24 protein-coding genes are annotated in these 23,852 nt (G+C 67.1%); 12 read left to right on the top strand and 12 right to left on the bottom strand.

The features are described 5' to 3' along the window. Window positions 1-210: 210 nt before the first annotated feature. The gene (locus K0817_RS17685; protein WP_219982993.1) at window positions 211-903 is read left to right on the top strand and encodes a hypothetical protein; all 693 of its coding nucleotides are present in this window, start codon (window positions 211-213) and stop codon (window positions 901-903) included. A gap of 402 nt (window positions 904-1,305) precedes the next feature. Continuing rightward, on the top strand, window positions 1,306-1,962 hold the full coding sequence (locus K0817_RS17690) for a hypothetical protein (protein WP_219982994.1): 657 nt from the start codon (window positions 1,306-1,308) through the stop codon (window positions 1,960-1,962). 480 nt (window positions 1,963-2,442) lie between these two features. On the opposite strand, the gene K0817_RS17695 is transcribed toward K0817_RS17690, so the two are convergent. The 4 genes from K0817_RS17695 to K0817_RS17710 all read right to left on the bottom strand — a co-directional run bounded on the left by K0817_RS17695 (window position 2,443) and on the right by K0817_RS17710 (window position 5,830). Next, on the bottom strand, window positions 2,443-2,727 hold the full coding sequence (locus K0817_RS17695) for a hypothetical protein (protein WP_219982995.1): 285 nt from the start codon (window positions 2,725-2,727) through the stop codon (window positions 2,443-2,445). A 1,140-nt stretch (window positions 2,728-3,867) separates the two neighbouring features. Then, on the bottom strand, window positions 3,868-4,329 hold the full coding sequence (locus K0817_RS17700; RefSeq protein WP_219982996.1) for a hypothetical protein: 462 nt from the start codon (window positions 4,327-4,329) through the stop codon (window positions 3,868-3,870). A gap of 201 nt (window positions 4,330-4,530) precedes the next feature. Further along, window positions 4,531-4,989, bottom strand: a complete 459-nt coding sequence (locus K0817_RS17705; RefSeq protein ID WP_219982997.1) for a GNAT family N-acetyltransferase — start codon at window positions 4,987-4,989, stop codon at window positions 4,531-4,533. Between the two features lie 379 nt (window positions 4,990-5,368). Next, window positions 5,369-5,830, bottom strand: a complete 462-nt coding sequence (locus K0817_RS17710; protein ID WP_219982998.1) for a VOC family protein — start codon at window positions 5,828-5,830, stop codon at window positions 5,369-5,371. Between the two features lie 410 nt (window positions 5,831-6,240). On the opposite strand from K0817_RS17710, the gene K0817_RS17715 reads away from it, so the two are divergent. From K0817_RS17715 to K0817_RS17725, 3 genes are all read left to right on the top strand, one after another. Then, window positions 6,241-6,522, top strand: coding sequence for a type II toxin-antitoxin system RelE/ParE family toxin (locus K0817_RS17715; RefSeq protein WP_219982999.1), 282 nt, complete (start codon window positions 6,241-6,243; stop codon window positions 6,520-6,522). A gap of 13 nt (window positions 6,523-6,535) precedes the next feature. Further along, entirely contained in the window at window positions 6,536-6,832 is a 297-nt protein-coding gene (locus tag K0817_RS17720) for a HigA family addiction module antitoxin (RefSeq protein WP_219983000.1), read from the top strand. 85 nt (window positions 6,833-6,917) lie between these two features. Then, window positions 6,918-7,670 (top strand): trans-aconitate 2-methyltransferase, encoded by a 753-nt coding sequence (locus tag K0817_RS17725; protein ID WP_219983001.1) that lies wholly within the window; start codon window positions 6,918-6,920, stop codon window positions 7,668-7,670. Window positions 7,671-7,748: 78 nt separating this feature from the next. Here the strand turns inward: K0817_RS17725 and K0817_RS17730 are convergent, their stop codons facing one another. Next, window positions 7,749-9,242: a hypothetical protein gene (locus tag K0817_RS17730; RefSeq protein ID WP_219983002.1), complete on the bottom strand. Its 1,494-nt coding sequence runs from the start codon at window positions 9,240-9,242 to the stop codon at window positions 7,749-7,751. 81 nt (window positions 9,243-9,323) lie between these two features. Between K0817_RS17730 and K0817_RS17735 the strand changes: the two genes are divergently transcribed. The 3 genes from K0817_RS17735 (at window position 9,324) to K0817_RS17745 (ending at window position 10,598) form a co-directional block, all read left to right on the top strand. Then, on the top strand, window positions 9,324-9,917 hold the full coding sequence (locus tag K0817_RS17735; RefSeq protein ID WP_219983003.1) for a TetR/AcrR family transcriptional regulator: 594 nt from the start codon (window positions 9,324-9,326) through the stop codon (window positions 9,915-9,917). Window positions 9,918-10,080: 163 nt separating this feature from the next. Further along, window positions 10,081-10,458, top strand: a complete 378-nt coding sequence (locus tag K0817_RS17740; protein ID WP_253735485.1) for a hypothetical protein — start codon at window positions 10,081-10,083, stop codon at window positions 10,456-10,458. Next, the gene (locus K0817_RS17745) at window positions 10,455-10,598 is read left to right on the top strand and encodes a hypothetical protein (protein WP_219983005.1); all 144 of its coding nucleotides are present in this window, start codon (window positions 10,455-10,457) and stop codon (window positions 10,596-10,598) included. Before K0817_RS17740 ends, K0817_RS17745 begins: the two co-directional genes overlap by 4 nt. An 85-nt stretch (window positions 10,599-10,683) precedes the next feature. Here the strand turns inward: K0817_RS17745 and K0817_RS17750 are convergent, their stop codons facing one another. Together K0817_RS17750 and K0817_RS17755 are read right to left on the bottom strand one after the other, a co-directional pair. Continuing rightward, entirely contained in the window at window positions 10,684-11,340 is a 657-nt protein-coding gene (locus tag K0817_RS17750; RefSeq protein ID WP_219983006.1) for a response regulator transcription factor, read from the bottom strand. Further along, a complete protein-coding gene (locus tag K0817_RS17755) occupies window positions 11,337-12,740 on the bottom strand; it encodes a sensor histidine kinase (RefSeq protein WP_219983007.1) in 1,404 nt (467 codons plus the stop codon). Before K0817_RS17755 ends, K0817_RS17750 begins: the two co-directional genes overlap by 4 nt. 109 nt (window positions 12,741-12,849) lie before the next feature. Here K0817_RS17755 and K0817_RS17760 point away from each other — a divergent pair, with 109 nt between their 5' ends. Beyond that, window positions 12,850-13,539: a DedA family protein gene (locus K0817_RS17760; RefSeq protein ID WP_219983008.1), complete on the top strand. Its 690-nt coding sequence runs from the start codon at window positions 12,850-12,852 to the stop codon at window positions 13,537-13,539. On the opposite strand, the gene K0817_RS17765 is transcribed toward K0817_RS17760, so the two are convergent. The 4 genes from K0817_RS17765 to K0817_RS17780 all read right to left on the bottom strand — a co-directional run bounded on the left by K0817_RS17765 (window position 13,536) and on the right by K0817_RS17780 (window position 19,517). After that, window positions 13,536-14,135, bottom strand: a complete 600-nt coding sequence (locus K0817_RS17765) for a dihydrofolate reductase family protein (protein ID WP_219983009.1) — start codon at window positions 14,133-14,135, stop codon at window positions 13,536-13,538. The two genes, K0817_RS17760 and K0817_RS17765, sit on opposite strands and share 4 nt — an antisense overlap. A 124-nt stretch (window positions 14,136-14,259) precedes the next feature. Beyond that, window positions 14,260-16,944 (bottom strand): penicillin acylase family protein, encoded by a 2,685-nt coding sequence (locus tag K0817_RS17770; RefSeq protein ID WP_219983010.1) that lies wholly within the window; start codon window positions 16,942-16,944, stop codon window positions 14,260-14,262. A 275-nt stretch (window positions 16,945-17,219) separates the two neighbouring features. Continuing rightward, window positions 17,220-18,662: an argininosuccinate synthase gene (gene argG / locus K0817_RS17775; protein ID WP_219983011.1), complete on the bottom strand. Its 1,443-nt coding sequence runs from the start codon at window positions 18,660-18,662 to the stop codon at window positions 17,220-17,222. Between the two features lie 108 nt (window positions 18,663-18,770). Further along, window positions 18,771-19,517, bottom strand: coding sequence for a Pr6Pr family membrane protein (locus K0817_RS17780; RefSeq protein WP_253735486.1), 747 nt, complete (start codon window positions 19,515-19,517; stop codon window positions 18,771-18,773). Window positions 19,518-19,593: 76 nt separating this feature from the next. Between K0817_RS17780 and K0817_RS17785 the strand changes: the two genes are divergently transcribed. Continuing rightward, the gene (locus K0817_RS17785; RefSeq protein ID WP_219983012.1) at window positions 19,594-20,880 is read left to right on the top strand and encodes an adenylosuccinate synthase; all 1,287 of its coding nucleotides are present in this window, start codon (window positions 19,594-19,596) and stop codon (window positions 20,878-20,880) included. Window positions 20,881-20,940: 60 nt separating this feature from the next. Further along, window positions 20,941-22,161 carry a beta-propeller fold lactonase family protein gene (locus tag K0817_RS17790; RefSeq protein WP_219983013.1) on the top strand — a complete coding sequence of 407 codons (1,221 nt, stop codon included), beginning with the start codon at window positions 20,941-20,943 and terminating at the stop codon, window positions 22,159-22,161. A gap of 12 nt (window positions 22,162-22,173) precedes the next feature. Here the strand turns inward: K0817_RS17790 and K0817_RS17795 are convergent, their stop codons facing one another. Next, entirely contained in the window at window positions 22,174-23,397 is a 1,224-nt protein-coding gene (locus tag K0817_RS17795) for an AI-2E family transporter (RefSeq protein WP_219983014.1), read from the bottom strand. Window positions 23,398-23,528: 131 nt separating this feature from the next. On the opposite strand from K0817_RS17795, the gene K0817_RS17800 reads away from it, so the two are divergent. Further along, window positions 23,529-23,822, top strand: coding sequence for a chorismate mutase (locus K0817_RS17800; RefSeq protein ID WP_219983015.1), 294 nt, complete (start codon window positions 23,529-23,531; stop codon window positions 23,820-23,822). Window positions 23,823-23,852: the final 30 nt, after the last annotated feature.

The following is a 23,852-nucleotide window of genomic DNA, read 5'->3' on the forward strand; positions in this document are numbered from 1 at the left end:
GCCGCGGTGGTGGCAGATCTGGGAGCAAAGTCCCGTTCGCTCGCTGCCGGTGAAACGCGTTCGATAAGGGAGCCCCGCCGAGCATCGTGGGCGGGCGGGCTATACGTGCATGGGCACGAGGGCAGAGCGCGAACGGTCACCGCACGCTGAGCGACCGATCTGCGTGCGGGCAGGGCGCTCACCGCGGGCGGGAATTGCTAGCGTCGCGTCATGCAACATGAAGGTGACTCGCCTGACTGGATGGCGCGGATGGGTACCGAAGCGCTGTTTCGCACCCTGGAGGATCTCAGCGTCGTCACCTCTGCCGGCACGGGAGCGATCCTCTACGACCGGATGCATGATGAGGAGGGAAAACTCGCCGAGGAACTGTCCGCTCTCGCTGTTGGACGCACGCTAGGCGTTGGGATGACCGCAGCGCGTCGATACCTGGATGGCAGACGAGATGGGCCAGAGCGCGACCCCGCGCGTGCCGCGTACGTGCGCGCCTACCGCGCTGGCGACGAGCACATCGCCGCATCTCTCGCCGCCTTGAGCACTAATCCTGACGCGCCAATGTCACTCGGAATCTATGCTGCGTCGGTTGCGCTGCACCGATTGCGATACACATTCTTCTCCGCGCACCTGCTGTATCAACTGAGACTGCGCTTCGAGGCTGACACGGTCGCGCGTCAAATGCTTGAGCAGATCGCATGGGCCGTTGCGGCCGCGGACCTAGACGATGATCTCGCGATAAACCTTCTCGAGCCGCAAAAGTGCATCGGGCGCCTAAAGCAACTCACCTCGGCTGCGGGACAGTTCTATGGTCTGTTGAGCAAGTCTGCGCACGCCGGCGTCGGCTACCACCGCGCGGTGTTTGATGTCGACGAGGAAGACCGAGGATTCATTCGGCACGGCACGGCATGACGGACTGGGTTGGCTCGGCCACGATCATGTTGACGCTCGCGGACCTTTGGGTGATCGCTCACGAGAACAGTCAACGCGAGCACCTATCCGCCATATCCTCGACCGATCCATCCAACGCGTTCCATCCCGATCCCGCGCGCCCCTTCCGACGGCGTACTGACGAACTCCTCAACGAACTGAGAGCGCTCCACCCTGACGAGTAGCCGAGGTGGTGCGCTACCACAGAGTCTCTCCGCCATCTGACTTCAGACTTGACAACGGTCCACTCTGTGGATGGCGTGGCACTACCTCAGTCACTGAGCGAGCGCCCGCCTCCCGGTGCGATGAGCGACCGGCTTCCGAACGGCGAACGGCACTCGAAGCCCACCGCTGTCGGTCCTCGAGGTGCACCAGACTGACCCCATGCACATCCGCGTTCCTGCTGGAGATGGCGAAGATCTCATCCTTCACTTCCCCCGAACCGATGCGATCCAGGAGCTTTCGCTTCTCAGCGAGGCGATCGCGACACTGCCCAGCGTGATGCTCGACGAGCAGATGCCTCTGCTGGTCCGGCACGCCGCTCTACAGGCATTCTTGCTCGATGTGCGCGCGATGGTTGGCTTCCTCAGCGGGCCGGGACCTAACGCTCGCAAGGACGATCAGTTCGCACGCTACTTGTCTGAGGACTGGAGCTCTGAAGACGAGACCGAAGTCGCCAACGCGATGGCAGGACTTGTGCAGCAGATCCATAAGCAGCTGGCCCACGTCACCACCCAGCGGATTGGCGACGGTGACAAGGATTTCCCCGTCGACGTTAGCTACTCGGACGAGGAGCTCCGCTCGATCGCGGATCAGATGACAGCGTTCTACAACCGTTTCGCCGTCGGGGCATCGATGCCCCAGGTCGGTGAGTATCGGCCCTGGCAGAACGCGGACGGGACGCTTGCCACGAAGGCAGATATGGAGGCACGGTATCCGGGTGCAGAGAAGCGGAAGCACGTACGCGTGACCGACATGACCTTCACCGGAACCGCGCCGCCGCTATCCGATGAACCTTTGTCCGGCCCAGCCGGCGAGTAGTCCGGCCTGCCGTTGGCTGCACTTAGCCGCTACCACGGTGCCAGGGCGTCAGTGAGGTCGGCACCAATCGCCTGCAGACCGATCCGGCGCTGTGATCCGCACGCAGGGGTCACGATTCGGGCACGGCCCGCATGGGGACCCGCAATCGCTCGATGCGCTCGCGAGGACCTGCATACGAAAATCCGGTAGGGATACTTGTCGAATGAGCCTCCGTCGCGGCGATGAATCTCGCGCTACGCGCCGCCGGAAGCGTCAGCATCGTGAGCGGTGGGGCCAGATCAGACCGAGATCCTGGGATGACTACCGGTGGCTCGCGTGGGGTGCGGCAATCTCACTCGCGTTCCTCGTCGTGTACATAAGCGTCGGTCTTCTTCTGGGTGGCTTCTTCGAATGGCGCTGAGTGCCCCGACGTCAACGGAATCTGCCTTGTTGCCGACGGAGCGTCCTCTCAAGGACCGTATGCGGACGGCCAGTACCGTCCTACGACATCGAGGCGCGCGGCGGGACGAGCATGAACGTCGACAATACGACGATCGTCACACACACCCCCGCCGTCCATCCCGTGAGCCCGGTCGTGACACCCCCAAGGCGCACCCACACGCTCACTGGCGTCAGGACTGTGACCACGACGATCGCAATAAGGACCGCACCCGGGTACCGGGATGGAGTGACGCCCGAAGCGCGTCGGATGGCCATCGCCGCGACAAGCACGAACATCGCGGAGGCGCCTACGAGCACCCATGCCCATGACTCGTCCGCGTCCATCGGCCATCGCCTTGCGGAGCGACCGCCACCAATCGCGGCGAAGATCATCGCCATGCCAGGAAACAGCGCGAACCATCCGGCGAAGTCCCACACGGGATCAACGCGCCGCCGTCGAGCGCCCGTCCGCTCACGCCACGCTCGACGGCTCTCGCCATCCGCACGCGCGCCGCTATCCGCACCCGAACCGCTTCCCGCCACACGTCCATCCTCGCCTACGGGGCAGAGTGCAGATGCGCACGATGGGCCGGGTCCATGGCTGAGGCCGCAGTAGCCTCACCGCAGCGCGCGGCGCCCGACCGGCTTCGTGTTGGCGGGGAGGATGGCCTGCGCCCGGGTTCGGGGAGCTGTCCTCCCCATCAGGTGAGCGCGAGCGCTCCGAACCCCGGGTCCGGCTTGTAGTGTCGCCAGTCGCCGATGCGAGCGATGAAGTCGCGAGGATTGGCCGCGATGGCTTCACCCGTGGCGCGCGCACGCTGCAAGTCCTCGATGGGCAGGTATGACGCACGGTCTCGGCCGTCCGACGCAGTCCGATGCCTACACGTATAGCGTCCAAGGATTTGTCGCTCGCGCCCGCAAGCCGTCGAGTCGCCTCGTGAAGGCCGCGGAGCGGGCTGCGGCGATTGCAACGTCGCCGGACGGCGAGCTTGCTGAGCTTTGGGCTGAGGGTGATGCCCGCGAGTGGCACGATGCCAATACCCGACTCCTGTCCTCGCTGGCACGTGAATAGTCGCGGCTTCGGCGCACCCTACGCGAGGCCGCTCACGAACACCCGCTGACAGCGGGGCGAGAGCTCTATAGAGGACCGTCATGCGAGCTGTACCGCCAGTTCGAGCCCGTTGCATCCCTGAGGGGTGCAGGACTACTGCTCCCCGGCGCCCGGACCCTAAGTGGCCCATCCGACCCAGACCACTGAGCCAGTCGCGACGAGGGCAATGCCTCCAGCTAGACCGAGTGTGCCCAGAACGAGATAGAGCACTCCGGACGCGCGCATACGCCGGAGGGCGAGCCGCTGCCGGATCAGCGACGTCTGCATGTGATGCTCCGGCGACCCGTCCGACGTCATGCGACCACAGAACCAGTCAGATCGAACTATCGCTACGGGTTGACGAATGGCCGCTCGCTTGCGGACAGGGTTGCGGCTCAGTTGTAGCTGTAGCAGGCGTTCGACTTCGGTGTCTCGTGCGGTTCCCCAAGGTAGAGGATGAAGAAATTCTCGGCGTTTGAGAGTTCATTGGGGACGCCGAGGCTCAGGCATGCGTATTTCACGCCGCTCTCGCTTCGGAACTGGGCGGTGATCGAGGAGATAGGACACGCCTCTCCATCGGGGTACAGCGTCAGTGCGTTCAGCGAGCCGGACTCCCCCTCCTCCCAGGTACCGGCGAAGTCGACGGTTCCTGACCCCTGTAGCGCCTTGACGGTACGAGGAGACCCACCACCACACCGAACGTTCAGCGGCCAATCCGTGACGGTGAAGACGCCGCCTTCGACGAGCTCCAACTGCGTGGGCAGGTTGCTTCCCGCATGCCACGTTCCAACTGCGTCCTCGGCGGTCAGCGAGAAGTCAGAGTCCGTGCAGCCCGACAGGAGCAGCGTGCTCAGCACTGCAATGACGATGGATGCAGGACGGAGCGATCGGTGACCGCGGTGACTGAGTCGATGCACGTTGCCATCATGCTTGATGTCGTCCGAATATTGCGCGCAAGCAGTCCGGGTAGTACCCGCGCGATCAGGGACGCCGGCCGCGCAGCCCGGCGGTCAGACGTGTGGGCTAGGTCGGCTCGGTCGTGCGGATGAGGCCGCAGTTCACGCGGGTCCAGGCGCGCGGGTCATAGGGACGTGGGGAATCTCATCCTCCTCGAACTGCGGGCCCGTGACTTCGAAGCCGAATTGCCCGTACCAGGAGGACAGGTGCGCCTGCGCGTCGAGGTGGATCGTCCTGTCGGGCCACTTCTCAGTCGACCTTGCGATGGCGCGACCCATGAGATCGGCTGCCAGTCCGGCACCACGCGCCGCCCTCGCCGTCGCGACGCGTCCGATACGCGCGGCATCGCCGTCATCCAGCAGTCGCAGCGTCGCGAGCACGTCGCCCGCTTCGTCATCGGATACCCAGAAGTGCTCGGTTCCCGTTTCGAGATCACGGCCGTCGAGTTCCGCGTATGCGGCAGCCTGCTCGACGACGAACACGGTGACTCGAAGCCACATCATGCGATACAGCGTTTCCGCGTCGATGTCGCGCAGCTGGGCATGACGGATTTCAGGCATCGTGAAATCTTACCGAGTCGTGAACCATAGCCGCCGATCGGTTCTCCGCCTCGATCACCATGCGCGCGCTGGCGCGATAAAGGACCGCTCAACGACCGATATCCGCGCCCCAGCCGACCGGCATCCGCACGAAGGTTTCACCGCACTGGCGCGTTGCGTGTGCTCTCGGGCACGTGCACTCAAAGGCGAGCCAAATGACAGCGACTTGGGCGGGAAAAGCAGCGATGGCGCTCGGCGGCATCCGATCCGCGCTCCGAGCCGTGCGGTAAACGACCGGCATGGGTATGCGATAACCGGTCCAAGCACATCGGTCGTGGATACAGTACCCCGCCGGTATCGGCCTCATCTGCCGTGAACAGCCCAACGAGCTAGCCGTCACCTACCCTGACGGGATCTCGTCGGCCAGAGACGACTGCACGTACTCCATCGCCTGCTGGAATCGCGGATCTTGTGCGCGCTGCTCCACGTCCCCGGCATCGACGTCCAGCTTCTGAAATACCCACCACAGGTGCCCTTGCGGATCGCGGAATCTAGACACGATGTCGCCCCAGGCGAGCTCGGTCGGCTGAGTGACCACGCGAGCACCTGCAGATTCCGCCCTGGCGAGCACCTCATGGACGTCACCTACGTAGACGCGCAGGTGGGTGGGCAGTGTCTGGCGGGAATCAAATAGCAAGACCACCGAATCGCCGATGACGAGCTCGGCGTGCTGCACGCGTCCCTTCTCGTCGAGAAGTGGCTCGGCCCTCGCGGTTGCGCCGAAGACCTCCGTGAGGAACGAGATCTCGGCCAGCGTGTTGGCGGAGATGATCCATGGATCGATCGTCGTATATTCAGCCATGCTTGGACGCTATGACTGGGCACCGACATAGCCGAGCCCTCGATCTGATCGCACGCCGGTGCAGACGTCGATGCTCGTTCCTGTGGCTGCAGGAGATCTGGCCCTAACCGGTCGCTTTCCGTGCGTCTCGACCCGCGACGTGACGGGGTTGGCGCGTGCCGATCCCAAACGTTCGTCTCGCAGGGCGATCCTTGACTCGTGGGGGACGACCGCCTTGGTGCTCGGCTGCTCGTAGCAGCATTCGTCGTGTGTGGCGTAGTGGCCGTAGCACTGGGCATGACGCTTGCGATCTGGCCCGACTAAGCGAGCTCCGCCCAACCGGAGGTCCGGCCCGCGCGTCGAGCTCCGCCCAACACGTTCGTCTTCTACTTATGCTTGCCGATACTATCGGTGCGCGTTAGTATAGGGAGGTGATCCAGACTTTCGCGGATGAGCCGACGCGCAAGGTTTGGGCGCGCGAACATGTCCGGCAGTTCGGGCCGGAACTGCAACGCGCTGCGCAGAAGAAGCTTCGCCTGCTCAACGCGGCCGAGACGATCAACGACCTACGAATCCCGCCGGGCAACCGGCTCGAGAAGCTGGCCGGCGACCGCGACGGACAGCACTCGACCCGGATCAACGACCAGTACCGCATCTGCTTCGTCTGGACATCTGCCGGTCCGACCGACGTCCAGATCGTCGACCACCACTGAGGAGGGACCACCGATGACGAAGGCACATGACCCCATCACCCCAGGCGAGATTCTCCAGACCGAGTTCCTCGAGCCGCTGGGGATCACCGCTTACCGCCTTGCCCAGGCGACTGGACTCCCACAGACACGGCTCAGCGAGATCATCCGCGGCAAGCGACGCATCACCACGGACACTGCCCTACGGCTCTCCCGCGCGTTCGGCCTCTCGGAGCGCTTCTGGCTCAACATCCAGAACGACTACGACATCGAACTCGAACACGACGAGCACGACGCTGACCTCGCACGAGTCGAGCGCCTCATCCCCGCCTGACTTCCGGACCCACGCGGGCCGCCCGCGGAAGGACCGGCTTGCGGGAGTACTCGTGCGGCCGAATGGCGATGTCTAGACTGCTGGGATGCCGGACGGGATGCATTTCGATGGGCATGCTGACGTGTACGGCGAAGCACGGCCGCCGTATCCGGAGGAGCTGTGGAACACGGTGCGCGACCTCGGCGTGCTCGAGCCCGGAGGCCGTGCCGTCGATCTCGGAGCGGGCACCGGACAGGCGACCGGGCCGTTGCTCGCCGCGGGAATGCATGTCACGGCGGTGGAACCGGGACCGCAGCTCGCCGCACAACTGAGAACGGCCTATCCCGCGGCTACGGTCATGCAGGAGCGGGCCGAGACGGTGACGTTGCCCGACCGAGCATACGACCTCGCGGTTGCGGCAACTTCGATCCATTGGATGGATCTGGACGTCGTCCTCCCGGAGGTCCACCGTTGGCTTCGTCCCCGCGGTCGGTTCCTCGTCTGGCGGAACGTCTTCGGTGATCCAGCCGCAGTCTCGACGCCCTTCCGTGAGTGGGTAGCTCAGATCGTGGCGGAGCGGGATGCTCCTCCACGCGCCGGGAACCCCGAGGACCTCGCGGAAGCATCGCACGCGCTCACCCGCACGGGCCTGTTCTCCCTGGAAGCCACGCACACCTATCGGTGGAGCATTGAGTTGGATCAACACCAGGTCCACCGCCTCTTCACGACGTTCAGCGACTGGTCACCCGAGGAGGTGGAGCGTGCAGCCCGCGCTGCCGCTGATCTCGGCGGACGCGTCATTGAGAACTACACGTCATGGTTGATCGTCACGCGACGGCAAGACCGGACGGACGAATAGCGGCGCCCTCCGGGACCATTTCGTCGCCGGGGTCGTCAAGCCCGGATGGACGCCGACGGCGACGACACAACTCGAAGATCAATCTCGAGAGAGCACGGCGGTCGCGCGCGGCTCGAGGGTGAGCCTGCCGCCGCTTGTCCTGCGTGCGTTCGGTTCTCGATCGCCGGATGTCACATCCACGGAGCGGAGGACCGATGTTCCGCTCCAACCGCCGACCTCGATCTCGACCGGCACGCCGCGCTTGTTCACGAGAATGACCGTGCGCGACCCGTCGGGCCCCGCGAAGGCTTGCGCGTAGACCCGCGCGTCGGGGAAGCCGGGGTATCCCGTCGTCGTCGGGGCTATGACGTCGCCGAGTCGCACGCTGTCGGCGAGGAGCTTCAAGGCGCGATAGCGCGCGTTCGGCTCGCCGGTCTCCCAGTCGACGAGCGAGGTTCCCGGGATCATGCCGGGGTAGCCGTTGAACTCGGCGACTCCGAACAGATCGGCGCCGATCTCGAGGCTGCGCGCCCAGAGGTATGACTGGACCGTCGCGCTGAGGGCCCAGTACTCCGGGGGGATCGACGGGCTCGGATTCATCACATCCGAGGGGTAGGTGCCGATCTCATTGAGCAGCATGCGGGTGTCGGGTGAGAGTCGATCCCTGATCGACCGGATGTAGCGCAACTGCTCGATGAACCCGTCAGCTTGCGCGAAGAACGCGGTCTCCCACTGATCGGCGGGCGGGTTCCCCTCAAGGCCGAACGGGTTCACGATGTCGGGCGACGCGTAGAAGTGAACGGAGAAGGCGTCGAGCGGAACACCCGGGGCGTGATTGGCGGGATCGAGGAAGTGCCAGAAGTATTCCGGGTTGTGGTGGACGTGGCTGAGCGACAGGCCAACGAACTTCATTTCGGGATCCAGCGTGCGCAGGCGCGTCACGACGGCGTCGTAGAGCCGTGTGTATGTCTCGGGTGTCATGCGGCGGTTCAGATCCGGCTCACAGAGCACCTCCCACTGGGCGAACCTGTACCGGTGTCCGGACTCATGGCGCACGCCGAGCTCATCGACGAAACCTCCGGCGATGTACCAGCTCGCGATGCGGTAGAAGTAGTCGGCGACCTCCTCGAGCGTCTCGTCGCGGAATTGCGTGCCCTGTTCGTAGTCCCAATGGATGTGGTCGCGATCCGCGCCGATCTCGATCTGATCGCCTCCCACGAACATCCAGTGCGGGATGGTGGCGAAGTTCGCCACGACCGGGCGCCCCTCGGCCGCGGTCATGAAGTCCTCGACGTACGGGTCGAGCCTCGAGAAGTCCCACGATGTGCTCGTCTCGGTCGGTGCCGACAGGGCCGGCACCGAGACCAGCGGATTGGAGAACCAGGGGAGGAAGCGGGCGTAGTCGACCTTCAGATCGCGAAGCGCCGCGAATGCGCGGTCATGGGCACTTGCGCCGCGTTCGAGCGGCGGAGCTGCCCATAGGTGAGTCGTGAGGATCGTCTCCACTGTGCGGGATGCTTCCGACCAGTCGATCGAGATGGGGATCGCCGGCGTGTGCTCCGGCGGCGCGAGCAGCGAGTGGTCTTCGGTCATTGTCGTACTCCTCCTAAGTTATACACATGTACGGAACATATGTATAACACAGATGTATAGAAAGCGAGATAGGATCAGCCCATGGGACAGCGGGAGCAGTTGCTCGAAGGTGCACGCGTGTGCCTCATCGAGCGCGGGTTCGCACACACCACGGCGCGTGACATCGTCGCCGCGTCCCCGGGCGCGAACCTCGCCTCGATCGGCTATCACTTCGGGTCGAAGGATGCCCTGATGAACGCGGCGGTGATCCAGCTCATCGAAGGGTGGGGAGATCGCATCGCAGAGGCCGCCGACGGCGTCGCCGTGGGAACACCCGCGGATCGACTGGAGCAGTTCCTCAGTGCGATCCTGGCGGCCGATGCGGAAGACCGCCGCGTCGCCGCGGCGAGCGTGCAAGCGTTCGCACAGGCCGAGTTCTCGGCCGAGGTGCGCGACCAGTACCGCTCCACGTATGAACGCGCACGAGTAGACCTCACCGGGATCGTCCTCGGCATCTCGCGCGATCGGGTGGCCGCGTCCGACGCCGCGACGCTCGGCTCAGTGTGTCTCGCGCTGCTGAACGGAGCCGTCCTCCAGTGGCTGATCGACCCGGCGGCGAGCGCGGGGTTCGAACATCTCACGGTGACGCTGGCCGCGCTCGGTCGGCGCACCTCTCCTGCGGGTGATCTGCAATGAGATGGAGTCATCGTCCGCGGAGCACGACGTCCTCGCATTGGCTGGAGCGGTCATCGTCGACGGCACGACGCATCCCTTCGCCCACCCCGCGATTCCTCTCAAGACCGGGTGGACTTTCACGTACCAGATGCCGTTGTTCGCCGGGTGGGTCGATGAGCCCGCCGTGGGAACCGGCGCGCTCGGGCTCGATCTCGACAACAGCGACCGGTGGGTGAAGAACGAGGAAGACATCCGCAAAGTGACCGGCGCCGTCGCGAAGGCCGCGTCGTACCTGCCGGTTCCCTACATCGGTTCGGTGATCAACGGCATTCCCGAGGTCGTCGGCGACGTGTGGCGCGGGCCGGGCAGCGTCTTCCTGCCTGTCGCGGGCGATCGCTTGCAGTTGGCCAGCGGATGCGTGCTCGAGATGCGACGAACCTTCGCCGACGGCGTCGAGACCGGTGGCCGACTGATTCGCTGCGCCGGCCCCGCCAGTGTCGCCGACATCCTGCATAATCCGCCTATCGGCGTGGAACTTGAACGCCCTCTCCACATCGGATGAGCCGAATCGCTGCGAAACCGCCGATCCGCTGGGTCAACGCGAGCACGGCGACATTGACCAGCATCGACCACCAGTACTCGCTGCGGCTTGCGCGACCTCGAATCGTGAATGCCTTCGCCACGAACGCTGACATCGCCTGAGTCACGGACGACCGGCGCCGAGGCGGGGCATCAACAACGCTGGCGGTCACGAGGCGATCCTATTGGTGCGCCGCGATCGGCTCCGTCACTCGGCGTTGACGATCCCCGCCCGGTACGCCAGCACCGCCGCCTCGACACGGTTGCGCACGCCGAGCTTCACGAGAATGGCGCTGACGTAGCCCTTCACGGTGCCCTCGACGAGGTGCAGCCGCGTGCCGATCTCGGCGTTCGAGGCGCCGGCGCCGAGCAGTGCGAGCACCTCGCGCTCGCGTTCGGTCAGTCCGTCGATCGACTCCCGCGCCCCGGCGGCCCGCGCACGGTCACCCTCGCGGTACGGCGCGATGACTCGACGTGCGATGTCGGGCGAGAGGTAGGCGCCACCCTCCGAGACAGCTCGCACGCCCGCGATCAGCTCGCGCGGATCGGCCGCCTTCAGCAGGAAGCCCAGTGCGCCACCGCCGAGCGCGCGCTCGATGTAGTCGTCTTCACCGAAGGTGGTCAGCATCACGACGCGGGTGTCGGGCACGGTGGCTGCGATCTCGGTGGCTGCGCTCAGGCCGTCGAGCACCGGCATCCGGATGTCGAGCACGGCCACATCAGGCCGGTGCCGCTGCGTGCCGTCGATCGCCTCGCGGCCGTTCCCCGCTTCGAACACGACCTCGATCTCGGGGTCGGACTCGAGGATCGACCGCACGCCTGCGCGCATCATGGCCTCGTCGTCGGCGATGAGCACGCGGATCATGACGCTCCCAGCAGGGTCTTCTCGACCAGCACACCCTGATCGAAGCACAGCCGGTACGTCGCATCGGTGAAATGCAGCCAGCCATCCCGGGCGGCGAAGTACTCGCACTGCGATCCGTCGGGCCTGGTCGGCTCGAAGACGACCGGCACCGGACCCGGAATTCCGGAGGGCAGCCGAGGTGCGAGCTCTGCCCGGGTCGTTCCGAGTTCAATGCCCTCGTACACCTCGGACGTGAGAGCGGTCTGCGCGAACGTGATCGCCTGAATGGCGACGAAGCCCACGAGTACGAGCCCGAGGATCACCGCCGGCACGATCGTCGCCTGCCAGACTCGGCGGCGGGCAGCGCGGGCGTTGGAGCGCAGCGCGGGGTCCGAGGCATTCCGCGAACCCTGCGCGAGCGTCTCGGCGCGCATCGGCGCCCGAAGCCGCAGTTCGAACCCGCCATCGGGCGCCACGCCCGCGTCGATCGATCCACCGAGCAGCTCGGCGCGGCGACGAAGGCTCGGGATGCCGTGGCCGCTGCCCCGCACTCCGGTCTCGGTCGACGCCGCCGAGGTGATCGACACGGTCACACCGCCGGCCACACCCTGCGCGACGTCGACCACGACCGCCGCGCCGGGGGCGTGCCGGGCGGCGTTGGTGAGCCCTTCGCGGACGGTCCGGAGGGCCAGCTCCGCGATGAGCGGATCGGCGGTCGACACGACGGCGTGATCGATCCGCGCCTCGACGTTCATGCCGGCATCCCGCGCCCCGGCCACGAGCGCGTCGATGCCCTCGCCACCGAGGGGGTCGAGCCGGCTCGGCCCGTCTTCGGGCCGGGTCATCCGCACCACATCGCGCAACCGCCCACTCGCCCGGACAGCGGCCTCGCGCAGCTCGCGGAACTGCTCGCGCTGCTTTGGACTGAGGTCCCGCCCGAGCTCGAGGGCTCCGGCCTGCACCGCGATCAGCGCCAGCTCGTGGCCGATCGTGTCGTGGAGGTCATCGGCGATGCGCGCACGTTCGTCGGCCTGCGCGCGGTCGGCGAGGATCGCGGCATCCGATTTCCGCTGCTCATCGCGCAGCATCCGGAATCTGCCGAACCACCACGGGGCGACGGCGGTGAGCAGCGCGATGAGGACGCTGGCCATCCAGTCGTCGAGAGGCGCCGTGCCCGACATCAGATACGAGACGGGAAGCGAGCCTGCCAGCACGACGGAGAAGGTGATCACGGCCGGGACGAGCCCCACCATGTGGCGTCCGGCCAGGTACCCGGCGACCGCCGCCGGGATCAGGGCGAGCACCAGCGCCGAGTCGCCCCACCGTGCCAGTGGAAGCGCGACCGACGTCGCGAGGAGCAGGAGCACGACACCGAGCGGCGTCGACCACGACCCTCGCCGGGCACGACCGGCACGAAGCATTCCCCCATCGTAGGAAGCCGCACGTCCTCCGCAGGACTGACGAAAGTAAGGTGCAGTCCATCCTTCGGTCTGATGTGCCGGCATCCGTCCCGCTCGTAGCGTCGCAGGCATGGACCTCCTCGCGATGCTGACGACCCTCGTGACCGACCTCGCGGCCTCGCCGTGGGTGTACCTGGTCGTGCTCGCGGTGTGCGTGATCGACGGGTTCTTCCCGCCGATCCCGAGTGAGACAGTCGTCGTCGGCGCCGCCACCGTCTCGGTGGTGACGGGTCAGCCGAACCTGCTGCTGCTCATCGGCGTTGCGGCCGTCGGCGCGATCATCGGCGACAACATCGCGTATCAACTCGGCCGCGTGCTGGGCACCGATCGCTGGCGGTGGATGCGGACCAAGCGCGTCACCACGGCGGTCGACTGGGCTCGCCGTGGCCTCGACAGCCGTGGTGCGCTCCTCATCTTCACCGCGCGCTACATCCCGGTGGGCCGCATCGCCGTGAACATGACGGCCGGCGCCACCGGCTACCCGCTGCGCCGGTTCCTGCCGCTGTCGATCGCCGCCGGAATCACGTGGGCCGCGTACTCGGCGGTCTTCGGCATCGTCGCGGGGCAGTGGCTGCACGACCAGCCGCTGCTGGCCATCGTGCTCGCCATCGTGGTCGCGGCGTTGATCGGAGCGGTGGTGGATGCCGTCATCCGGCGCATCCTCAAGCGTGCGACTGATTCGCCGGACCGTGAGCCGAAAACCGAGCCCGTCCGCACCGAGGACCGGCGCGGCGCCCTGGCCGCGGCGTCCTGCGACTAGCTCGCGTTGCGCAGCTTCGGACCGACACCGGCCGGGATCTCGCCGTGGACACGCGGGGCGTACACGAGCTTCTGCGTGCGGCCGTCCAGCACGGTGGACTCGATGAGCTCCAGATCGAGCTCCGCGCCGCCGTGGAGCAGCGCGGATCCGCCCGCGCGCCCTCCGACGACGGGGAAGACCATGACCTCGAGCCGGTCGACGAGCCCCGCCGCCAGCAGAGCGCGGTTCAGCGAGATGCTGCCGTGCGAGCGCATCGGCACGTCGGTGGTCTGCTTCAGGCGCTCGATCGCGGTCACCGCATCCTCGCGCAGAACCCTCGAGTTCTGCCACCCGAGCGGTTCTTCGAGCGTGCGCGAGAAGACGAGCTTCGGCAGCTCGTTGAGACTGTCGTAGTAGGGCTCGTCGTAGTCCCTGACGAAGCTCCGGAACTCGCGAAAGGTCGTCGCCCCGAAGACGAGCACCTGGTCCTGCGCGAACGTGCGCACGCGGTCCTCGATGAGCTCGGGACCCTCCTTGCCCCAGTAGCCCGGCCAGCCCTCGGACATGCCGTACCCATCGAGGGTCGAGAAGAAGTCGACGGTGAATGTGGCGCTCATGGTGCTGCTCCTTGTCGTTCTGATTCGGATTCCCGCTTTCACCATCGCTACGAACGTGATGGGCGGGATCCGACAATCTCGACGAGATTCGTCCGAGGAGCGCGGACGCCGGCGCAGATCCGGATCAGCCCCCAGGTGTGAGGACGAGCGTGTCGACGGTCGTCGCGTCGACGGCATCGGGCGTGAAGGCCCACGGTGTGAGCTCGACCCGCTGCCATGCCTCGGTCTGGTCGATGTAGTTCGGGTGGAAGGTGTGGCCGCTTGTGCCCGTGAAGTGGTTCCAGCCCGAAGCGTCGAAGTCCGACAGGTCGACGACCATGCGCATCGAGGGCACCGTCACCGTCGCGAAGTCGGAACCCAGCGACCAGCCGGTGGCGTTGACCACCGACGACCCGCCGCCGACGGCGTACGGTCCGCGATTGAAGAGCCACTCGATCGGCGCGATGCCCGAGGTTCCGAAGGTGTCGTTCACGAGCGGCAGCGCGTGCAGCGAGCCCCAGTTCCACCTCGTCGGGTTGTCGCCCTGCAGCTCGGTGAGCCGTTCGCGTGCGTCGATCGCCGAACGCTTGAGCATGTCGGTCATCCCCGAGACGCCCAGCGCCTGGTTGGTCCACCACGGCGACTCGGGGTCGTCGAGCAAGGCGTCGAACACGAGGAACAGGCGGCCCTGGTCGCTGAGCGGCACCGGGTTCTCACGCTCCTCGACGAGCACGTTGCGAGCCAGGGTGTCCCACAGCACGTTGGCGTAGGCGGCGGCCGGGGAGTCCGCGGCGTTCTGACCGTCCCATTCCCGGAGCAGGTCGAGCGCGGCATCCGTCTCGTCATCCCCGGTCGTGACGTCGAGGTACGCGGCCGTCAGGCGCACGCCGATGAACGAGTGGTTGTCGGCCTGGACCTGCCGCATGTCCTCGGCCGTGAACGGGCCGTTGGCGATCCGGCGCTGGATCATCTCGGTGATGCGCGCCGCACGCCAGCCGTAATCCCAGTCGCGCGTGAGGAAGTGCGGGTACTCCTCGCCGACGATCGGGTTGTTGGCCGTGACGATGTAGCCGTCCTCGGGGTTGTACACCACGGGCAGCTCCTCGAACGGGATGAAGCCCTGCCACGCGTAAGCGGAGTCCCATCCCGGTTGAGGCATCGACCCGTCGGCCGCGCCGCGGAGCGGGAGCTTGCCGGGCGTCTGATAGCCGATGTTGCCGTCGACGTCGGCGTAGACGAGGTTCTGCGCGGGCACGTCGAACTGCGCCGCAGCGCCCCGGAAGTCGTCGAAGTCGCGGGCCGTGTTCAGCGCGAAGATCGCCGCGGCCGTGGTGCCGGGCTCGAGCGCCGTCCACTTGAGCGACACGGCGTACTCGCCCTCGGGAGCATCCGTCGGCGGCACGACCGTGCCGTCGTTGCCCGTGAAGGGCCCGTCGGCGATCGTGGTGAAGTCATCGGTCAGCCCCGAGATGATCGGGCCGTTGACGGTGGACCGGATGCTGAGCTGCACGTCGTCGCCTCCGGCGACCTCGAGCGTCTCGATGCGCTCCTCGAGCGGTACCAGCGCGCCGTCGTACCAGTAGGAATCGCCGTCGATCTTCTCGAGATAGAGGTCGGTGACGTCGGTCGTCAGGTTGGTGAAACCCCACGCCACACGGTCGTTGTGGCCGATGATGACGCCCGGCACACCCGCGAAGCCGAAGCCGGCGACATCGAAGGGGCACTCGTCCGACACATCGGCGCACTTCAGCTGGATCTGATGCCACACGCTGGGCAGCGAAGCGCCCAGGTGCGGGTCGTTCGCGAGGAGCGGCATCCCGGTCTCGGTCAGATCCCCCGAGACGACCCATGAGTTGGATCCGATGCCCTCGCCGACCCCGCCGACGAGGGTGCTGACGGCGGCGACCACGTCGCTCACCTCGGTCCACTCGACCGACGCCGACGGTGGGCCCACGCGCCCGGAGGTTCCGGGCGACGCGCCAGCGTCGGTCTCGGCATCCGTCGCCTCACCCTCGGCGACTTCGCCGAGGTCGGGCACCGTGCCCACAGCCGGCACGGTCGAGATCTCGGGCACGATCACGGGGTTGCGGTCGTACGGATACGCCGGGTACAGCTCGTCGATCTCGGCCTGCGTGAAGTCCGGGGCGATGACGGCGCGCTCGGTTTCGTCCTCGATGTTGGAGCGCAGGTCCCAGGCCATCGCCTTCAGCCACGCCACCGAGTCAGCGGGCGTCCACGGCTCGATCTCATAGCCGGAATTCTGCAGGTCGAGCACCGCGTACTCGAACGACGCATCTGCCCCGTCGTTCTCGGCGAGGTAGGCGTTGACGCCGTCGGCGTACGCCTCGTAGTAGGCCCGCTCGACGTCGCCGAGCGCTTCGACCTCCTGCTCGGCGATCTCGCGCCAGCCGAGCGTGCGCAGGAACGAGTCCGTCGCGAGCTGGGATTCGCCGAACAGTTCCGACAGCCGACCGCTCGTGACGTGCCGGCGGAAGTCCATCTCCCAGAAGCGGTCCTGCGCGTGCACATAGCCCTGCGAGAAGAACAGGTCGTGCGCGGAGTCTGCCGTGATGGTGGGGATGCCGAGAGCATCGCGTTGCACGGCGACCTCGTCGTCGAGCCCTTCGACGGCGACCTCTCCGGTCAGCTGCGGGAACGAACGCTGCACCGTGTAGACCACGAATCCCACCGCGACGAGCGCGAGAACGACCACGCCCGCGACGATGCCGTACAGCGTGATGCCGATGGTGCGACCGATCGGGCGGCGACGCGGGGGCGCGTCATCCGGATACTCGCCCGTTTCGATGGGCGCGGTGACGGTCTTCGACATTGAAGTCTTTCGGGTCGGCCAAGGGATACGCGGTGCCAGGCACCGTGAAACTCCGTGTCGCGCGTCGGGTCGCGCGACCATGCTTGGAATCGTAACCCGGCGGGGTGTTCGACGCCCAACCGCGCTCGGATCCCGCTCGGCTCCCGCTCAGTCCCCGCGCGGTGCCCGCTCGTCACCTGATCTCGCGACGTCGTGTGGCGAGGCGTGCGGTGGCGTGACGTCGTGTGGCGAGGCGTGCGGTGGCGTGGCGTGGCTCGGCGCGCGGTGGCGCCCGGTCAGTCGGTGCCTGAGTCGAAGGCGGATGCCTCGTTGGCGGCATCCGTCGCCTCTGCAAGCTCCTCTTCCTCGGCGCTGAGGTGCTCGGTGCGCTCGGTGATCTCGCCGGCCTCGCCCTGCGAGAGGTGGCCGACGAGCTCGCCGGTGGCGCCGCCGATGATGCCGGCGGCGGCGTAGTGCTCGAGGCGCACGCGAGAGTCGGCGATGTCGAGGTTGCGCATCGTGAGCTGCCCGATGCGGTCGGTGGGGCCGAACGCGGCATCGCCCACGCGCTCCATCGACAGCTTCTCGGGGTGGTACGACAGGCGCGAACCCGTGGTGTCGAGGATCGTGTAGTCCTCGCCGCGGCGCAGGCGCAGCGTGACCGAACCGGTGACCGTCGAGCCCACCCACTTCTGGATCGACTCGCGCAGCATGAGCGACTGCGGCTCGAGCCAACGACCCTCGTACATCAGGCGGCCCAGGCGACGGCCCTGCTCGTGGTACGTCGCGAGGGTGTCTTCGTTCAGGATGCCGTTGACCAGGCGCTCGTACGCGATGAACAGCAGCGCCATGCCCGGTGCCTCGTAGATGCCGCGTGACTTCGCCTCGATGATGCGGTTCTCGATCTGGTCGCTCATACCGAGGCCGTGGCGACCGCCGATGCGGTTGGCTTCGAAGACCAGCTCGACCGGGTCGGCGTATTCGGTGCCGTTGAGCGCGACCGGACGGCCGGCATCGAACGTGACGGTGACGTCCTCGGTCTCGATCTCGACCGCGGGGTCCCAGAAGCGCACGCCCATGATGGGCTCGACGGTCTCGAGTGACACGTCGAGGTGCTCGAGGGTCTTGGCCTCGTGCGTCGCCCCCCAGATGTTGGCGTCAGTGGAGTACGCCTTCTCTGCCGAATCGCGGTAGGGGAAGCCGTGCTCGACGAGCCACTCGCTCATCTCTTTGCGACCGCCCAGCTCGGTGACGAAGTCGGCGTCGAGCCACGGCTTGTAGATGCGCAGCGCGGGGTTGGCGAGCAGACCGTAGCGGTAGAACCGCTCGATGTCGTTGCCCTTGTAGGTGGAGCCGTCGCCCCAGATGTCGACGCCGTCCTCTTTCATGGCGCGCACGAGGAGGGTGCCGGTGACCGCACGCCCGATGGGCGTCGTATTGAAATAGGTGCGACCGCCGGAGCGGATGTGGAACGCGCCGCAGGCCAGCGCGCCGAAGCCCTCTTCGACGAGGGCCGGCTTGCAGTCCACCAGTCGCGAGAGCTCGGCGCCGTACTTGAGGGCGCGGTCGGGGATCGACGCGATGTCGTCCTCGTCGGGCTGCCCGAGATCTCCGGTGTAGGTGCAGGGAACGGCGCCCTTGTCGCGCATCCATGCGACGGCGACGGAGGTGTCCAGGCCCCCCGAGAAGGCGATGCCGACGCGCTCGCCGACGGGCAGGGACTGGAGGACCTTAGACATAAGAACCCAGTTTAGTGAGAGGCATCCGGATGCCTGACCCGCGGTGATCGACGAGACGAGGACGTCCCCGCCCACTCTCGGCGGCGGCAGCAGCGATGCCCGAGCACGTCAGCGCTTTGAGGCGCCGGTCGTTGCGGTGGCGACTGCGGACGCGGCTTCGTCGGTGGTTCCTGCGCGCCGACCCCACCACACGACAAGAGCGCCCACACAGATGATCGCGACGGCGATGCCGATCATATAGATGATGACCGACGGCCATCCGCCCGGACTGTTCGGGTTCAGGAACGGGTACGGGTACCAGAACGGGTCGCCGCTCACCGGGTTCGTGGTCAAGGGTCCCCGAATCATCGTGTAGATCACCCAGAGGATCGGAAACGCCACCACCGCCCACAACGAGCGCCACGAAAGTCGCCGGCGCAGCGGAGCGACCAAGACATCGGCAAGCAGGAACAGCGGCGCGATGAGGTGGAGCACCTCGTTCGACCACGGGATGGGCTCGCTTCCCTGGGGCAGCTCCACGTTGCGCAGGAGGAGGTTGTAGACGATGCCGGTGATGATCATGTAGGTGCTCACAGAGGCCAGCGCCACCGCGAGACCGGCGGGTTCGGCATCCGCTCCTCGGCGCCCTTTGGTCCAGTACCAGACCGCAGCCCACAGCAGCACGATCGCCGCCAGCAGGTTCGACAGGATCGTGAAGAAGCTGAAGAAGTTGGCAAACGTCGTCGCGACATCGCGATCGAGCTCGGTGGCTCGTGCGAGCGACGCCGAGAGCTGAGCGATGATCGCCGCGAGCATGATCAGCGCCATCACGCCGCGTGCGACGGACCAGACCCTGACCCCCGTGGTGCTGTGCATGCGGTCACCATAGCGGGCCGGCTCGGCGCGCATCGATAGGATGGGGTGTAACCGTCCATAAACGGGGGAGTAGCCCATGCCAGGCATCGTGATCGTCGGAGTCCAGTGGGGAGACGAGGGCAAGGGCAAGGCCACTGACCTGCTCGGTGAGCGCACCGACTGGGTCGTCAAGTTCAACGGTGGCAACAATGCCGGTCACACGGTCGTGATCGGCGATGAGAAGTACGCGCTGCACCTGCTGCCCTCGGGCATCCTGTCCGATGGCGTGAACGCCGTCATCGGCAATGGTGTGGTCGTCGACCTCGAGGTGCTGTTCGCCGAGCTCGAGGCGCTCCACGCCCGCGGCGTCGACACGTCGCGCCTGAAGGTGAGCGCCAACGCCCACATCATCACGCAGTACCACCGCACGCTCGACAAGGTCACCGAGCGCTTCCTCGGCAAGCGCCAGATCGGCACCACCGGCCGCGGCATCGGCCCGGCGTACGCCGACAAGATCAACCGCGTCGGCATCCGCGTGCAGGATCTCTTCGACGAGAACATCCTGCGCCAGAAGGTCGAGGGCGCCCTCGACCAGAAGAACCACCTGCTGGTGAAGGTCTTCAACAGGCGCGCGATCACGGTCGACGAGATCGTCGAAGACCTGCTGTCGTACGCCAAGCGTCTGCGCCCGATGGTCGCCGACACGTCGCTGCTGCTCGACGAAGCACTCGACCGGGGCGAGGTCGTCGTGTTCGAGGGCGGCCAGGCCACGATGCTCGACGTCGATCACGGCACCTACCCGTTCGTGACGTCGTCGTCCGCGACCGCGGGCGGCGCGTCGACGGGCTCGGGCGTCGGGCCCAACCGGCTCGACCGCATCGTCGGCATCGTCAAGGCATACACGACGCGCGTCGGATCCGGCCCGTTCCCGACCGAGCTCTTCGACGAGCAGGGCGAGTGGCTGCGCTCGCGCGGTTTCGAGTTCGGTACGACGACCGGCCGGCCGCGCCGCGTGGGCTGGTACGACGCGCCGATCACCCGGTACGCCACCCGGATCAACGGCATCACCGACCTCGTGCTGACCAAGCTCGACATCCTCACCGGCCTCGACCGCGTGCCGGTGTGCGTCGCGTACGACGTCGACGGTGAGCGGTTCGACGAGGTTCCGGTGAACCAGTCCGACTTCCACCACGCCAAGCCGATCCTCGAGTACTTCCCCGGCTGGAAGCAGGACATCACGGGCGCGCGCACGTTCGAAGATCTGCCGGTCGAGGCGCAGGACTACGTGCTGGCGCTGGAGAAGATGAGCGGCACCCGCATCTCGGTGATCGGCGTAGGCGCGGCCCGCGACGCCGTCATCGTGCGCCACGACCTCGTCGACTGACGCTTCCCGCTCGTTGAGCGGGCGAAGCGAGACGAAACGCCTCGAGGCGAACGGAGACGCATGAAGCTGTGGCTGGGCGGATACACCGCCGACATGGGCGGCCACGCGAGCGGCATCGGGATGCTGCACGCCGGCGCCGTCGACGAGGCTTCGGCGGGCGGCGCCCTCGCCTTCACCGGCGAGGCCGCGACCGCCGACTCGCCTTCGTGGCTGGCAGCGCACCCGAGCCTTGACGTCGTCTATGCGACCCTCGAGAACACCGGCGCAGTGCAGGCATTCCGCCGCACCGGCGAAGACCGCTTCGCTCCGCTCGGTGCGCCGGTGCCGGCGGGCGAGGCGACCTGCCACGTCGCCGTCTCGCCCGATGCCCGTTACCTCGTCGCGAGCAGCTGGGGTGATGGGCGCGTCGTGCGCATGACGCTGGATGCCGCCGGCCGGCCGTCGACGCCGGTGGTCGCGCCGGAAGCGACGGACCCGTACGCCGATCCCGATCCGAGCGCGGATCCGGGGGTCGCATTATTCACCAGGCCGGGCGAGGCGCCCGCGGGGATCGACCTCGCCGCCGCGGCGCGCGCCCTGCGCGAGGCAGCCGGCGAGGAGTTCGCCCGCTTCATCCCCGGGTACGACGAGCCGGAGCAGCCACTGCCCGCGGCCCCTGACGCCGCCGAGGCCGAGGCATCCGTCGTCCGTCCCTCCCGTGCCCACCAGGCCGTCTTCCTGCCCGGCGGACTCATCGCGACGACCGACCTCGGGTTCGACCTGGTGCGGCTGTGGCGCTCGACCGCCGACGGGCTGCGTGCGGTGCAGCAGGTGGTGCTGCCCCGGGGCAGCGGCCCGCGGCATATGGTGTGGCACCCGAGCGGGCACCTGTACGTCGTCACCGAGCTGTCGTGCGAGGTGTTCGTGCTCGCGCCGGCCATCGACGGCACGTGGCGGGTCGTCGGCGGCACACCGCTCGGCGGCACCCTGCCCGGCGATGCCGCAGCCGAGCTTGCGACCTCACGGGACGGCGAGTTCCTCTATGCCGGCGTACGCGGCAGCAACACGATCGCGACGCTGCGGGTCCGCGGCGCCGGCGAGACCCTCACTTCGGTGGCGCTCGTCGATGCGGGGGTGGACTGGCCGCGTCACCATGTTGTGTTGCGCGACGTCCTGCTCGTCGCCGGCCAGCTGTCGAACGAGGTCGCTTCGCTCACGCTGGACGTGCGCACCGGAGTGCCCGGCCGCGTGCGCTACCGCGCCGCGGCGCCGTCACCGACCTGCGTGCTTCCCGCCCGCTGACGGCGACGGCCCTCAGATCTTTGCGTCCTGCCGGGGGATGAACACCTGCTTGATGATGAGCAGGATCGACGCCGTCACGGGGATCGCGACGAGGGCGCCCAGCAGGCCGAGCAGCGTGCCGCCGACCATCGCGCCGATCACCACGAGCGCGCCCGGCACCGCGATGGCCCGGTTCATCACCCTCGGCGTGAGGACGTATGCCTCGAGCTGCATGTAGATGAGGTAGATGACCGCGAAGATCAGGGCGGGGAGCCACCCCGTGAACAGCGCGAGGATGGTCGCGGTCATCCAGTACAGCACCGATCCGATGAGCGGGATCAGGGTGATGAGGAACGCGAGGACGCCCATGAGAGCCGGGAACGGAAGCCCGAGGAACAGGTGCAGCAGGAACGCGACGACCGAGTTGCAGAACGCCAGCACCACCATTCCCATGAGGTAGGCGCCGATCGAGTCTGTGATCTGATCGGTCATCGCACCTGCCTTCGCGCGGCTGCGAGCCGGGGCGAACCGGTTGAACGCGACCTTCATCGACGGCAGGCCGGCGAGGAAGTACAGGCTCAGGACGAGCACGATGATCAGGCCCGAGATCGTGGTGCCGACGTTGACGGCGAAGTTCAGCACGCCGCCGCCGATCGCCGCGATGTTGGCCGGGTTGGTCAGGAACGCCTCGACCTGATCGATGATCGTGCCGACCTCGGTGCCGAACGTCGTGCTCAGCCACGCGTAGAAGTCCGAGGCCTGGAACTCCTCGACGAGCTCCGGGATGTCGCCGAAGAACTGCGACATCTGGCCGACCAGCGCCGGCACGACCAGCAGCAGGATGCCGGTGAACACGAGTGCGAACGCCGTATAGACGATCAGGATCGCCCACGGCCGGGCGACGTGATGGCCGCCGAACCAGCGCACCACCGGGTCGAGGCCCAGCGCGACGAACAGCGCGAAGACGATGTAGATGATGATCGTCGACAGGTTCCAGAACGCCAGGCCGAGGGCGACCGCCGCGAGGGCGCCGAGGGTCAGGACCAGTCCCAGCCGGAACGGGCTGTTGAGGTTGGCCCAGAACGTCTTGCCGGCAGGTGCCTCGCCGGTGAAGACCGGTTGCGCCGCGAGTGCGGCGGCGTCGAGCGACCCGGCGGTGCCGGCATCCGTGGTCGCCGTCGTGGCGGCGGGCAGGGGATCGGCCGGTGAAGAGCCGGGGTCGCCCGGGGTGCCGGCGAGGGGCGAGGCGTCGGTCATGGTCACACTCTAGGGGCGGGGATGCCGCCGGCACACTGGTGAATTCGAAGATCATGCGGATCGTGTGACCGGCTCGCGTCGGGTGCGGGAACCGAGCTCGGGTATCGTCGGGGGCGACGAGGAGGACTGCCATGGCCGAAGATCCGACGACCACGCTGGCGCGGCTGCGCAGCAGCATCGACAACATCGACGCCGCGCTGATGTACATGCTGGCCGAGCGGTTCAAGGCCACCAAGCAGGTGGGACTCCTCAAGGCCGAGCACGGCATGCCGCCGTCAGACCCTGCCCGCGAAGAGCAGCAGGTCGCGCGGCTGCGCAAACTCGCCGAGCAGGCCGACCTCGACCCCGCTTTCGCCGAGAAGTGGTTCAACTTCGTCGTCGCCGAGGTGATCCGTCACCACACCGAGGCGGCCGACCGCCGCTGAGGCCGCGCCGGCACAGGACGCAGCCGCATC

It is taken from the genome of Microbacterium sp. HD4P20, assembly GCF_019449275.2.
In the GTDB taxonomy this organism is placed as follows: Bacteria; Actinomycetota; Actinomycetes; order Actinomycetales; family Microbacteriaceae; genus Microbacterium.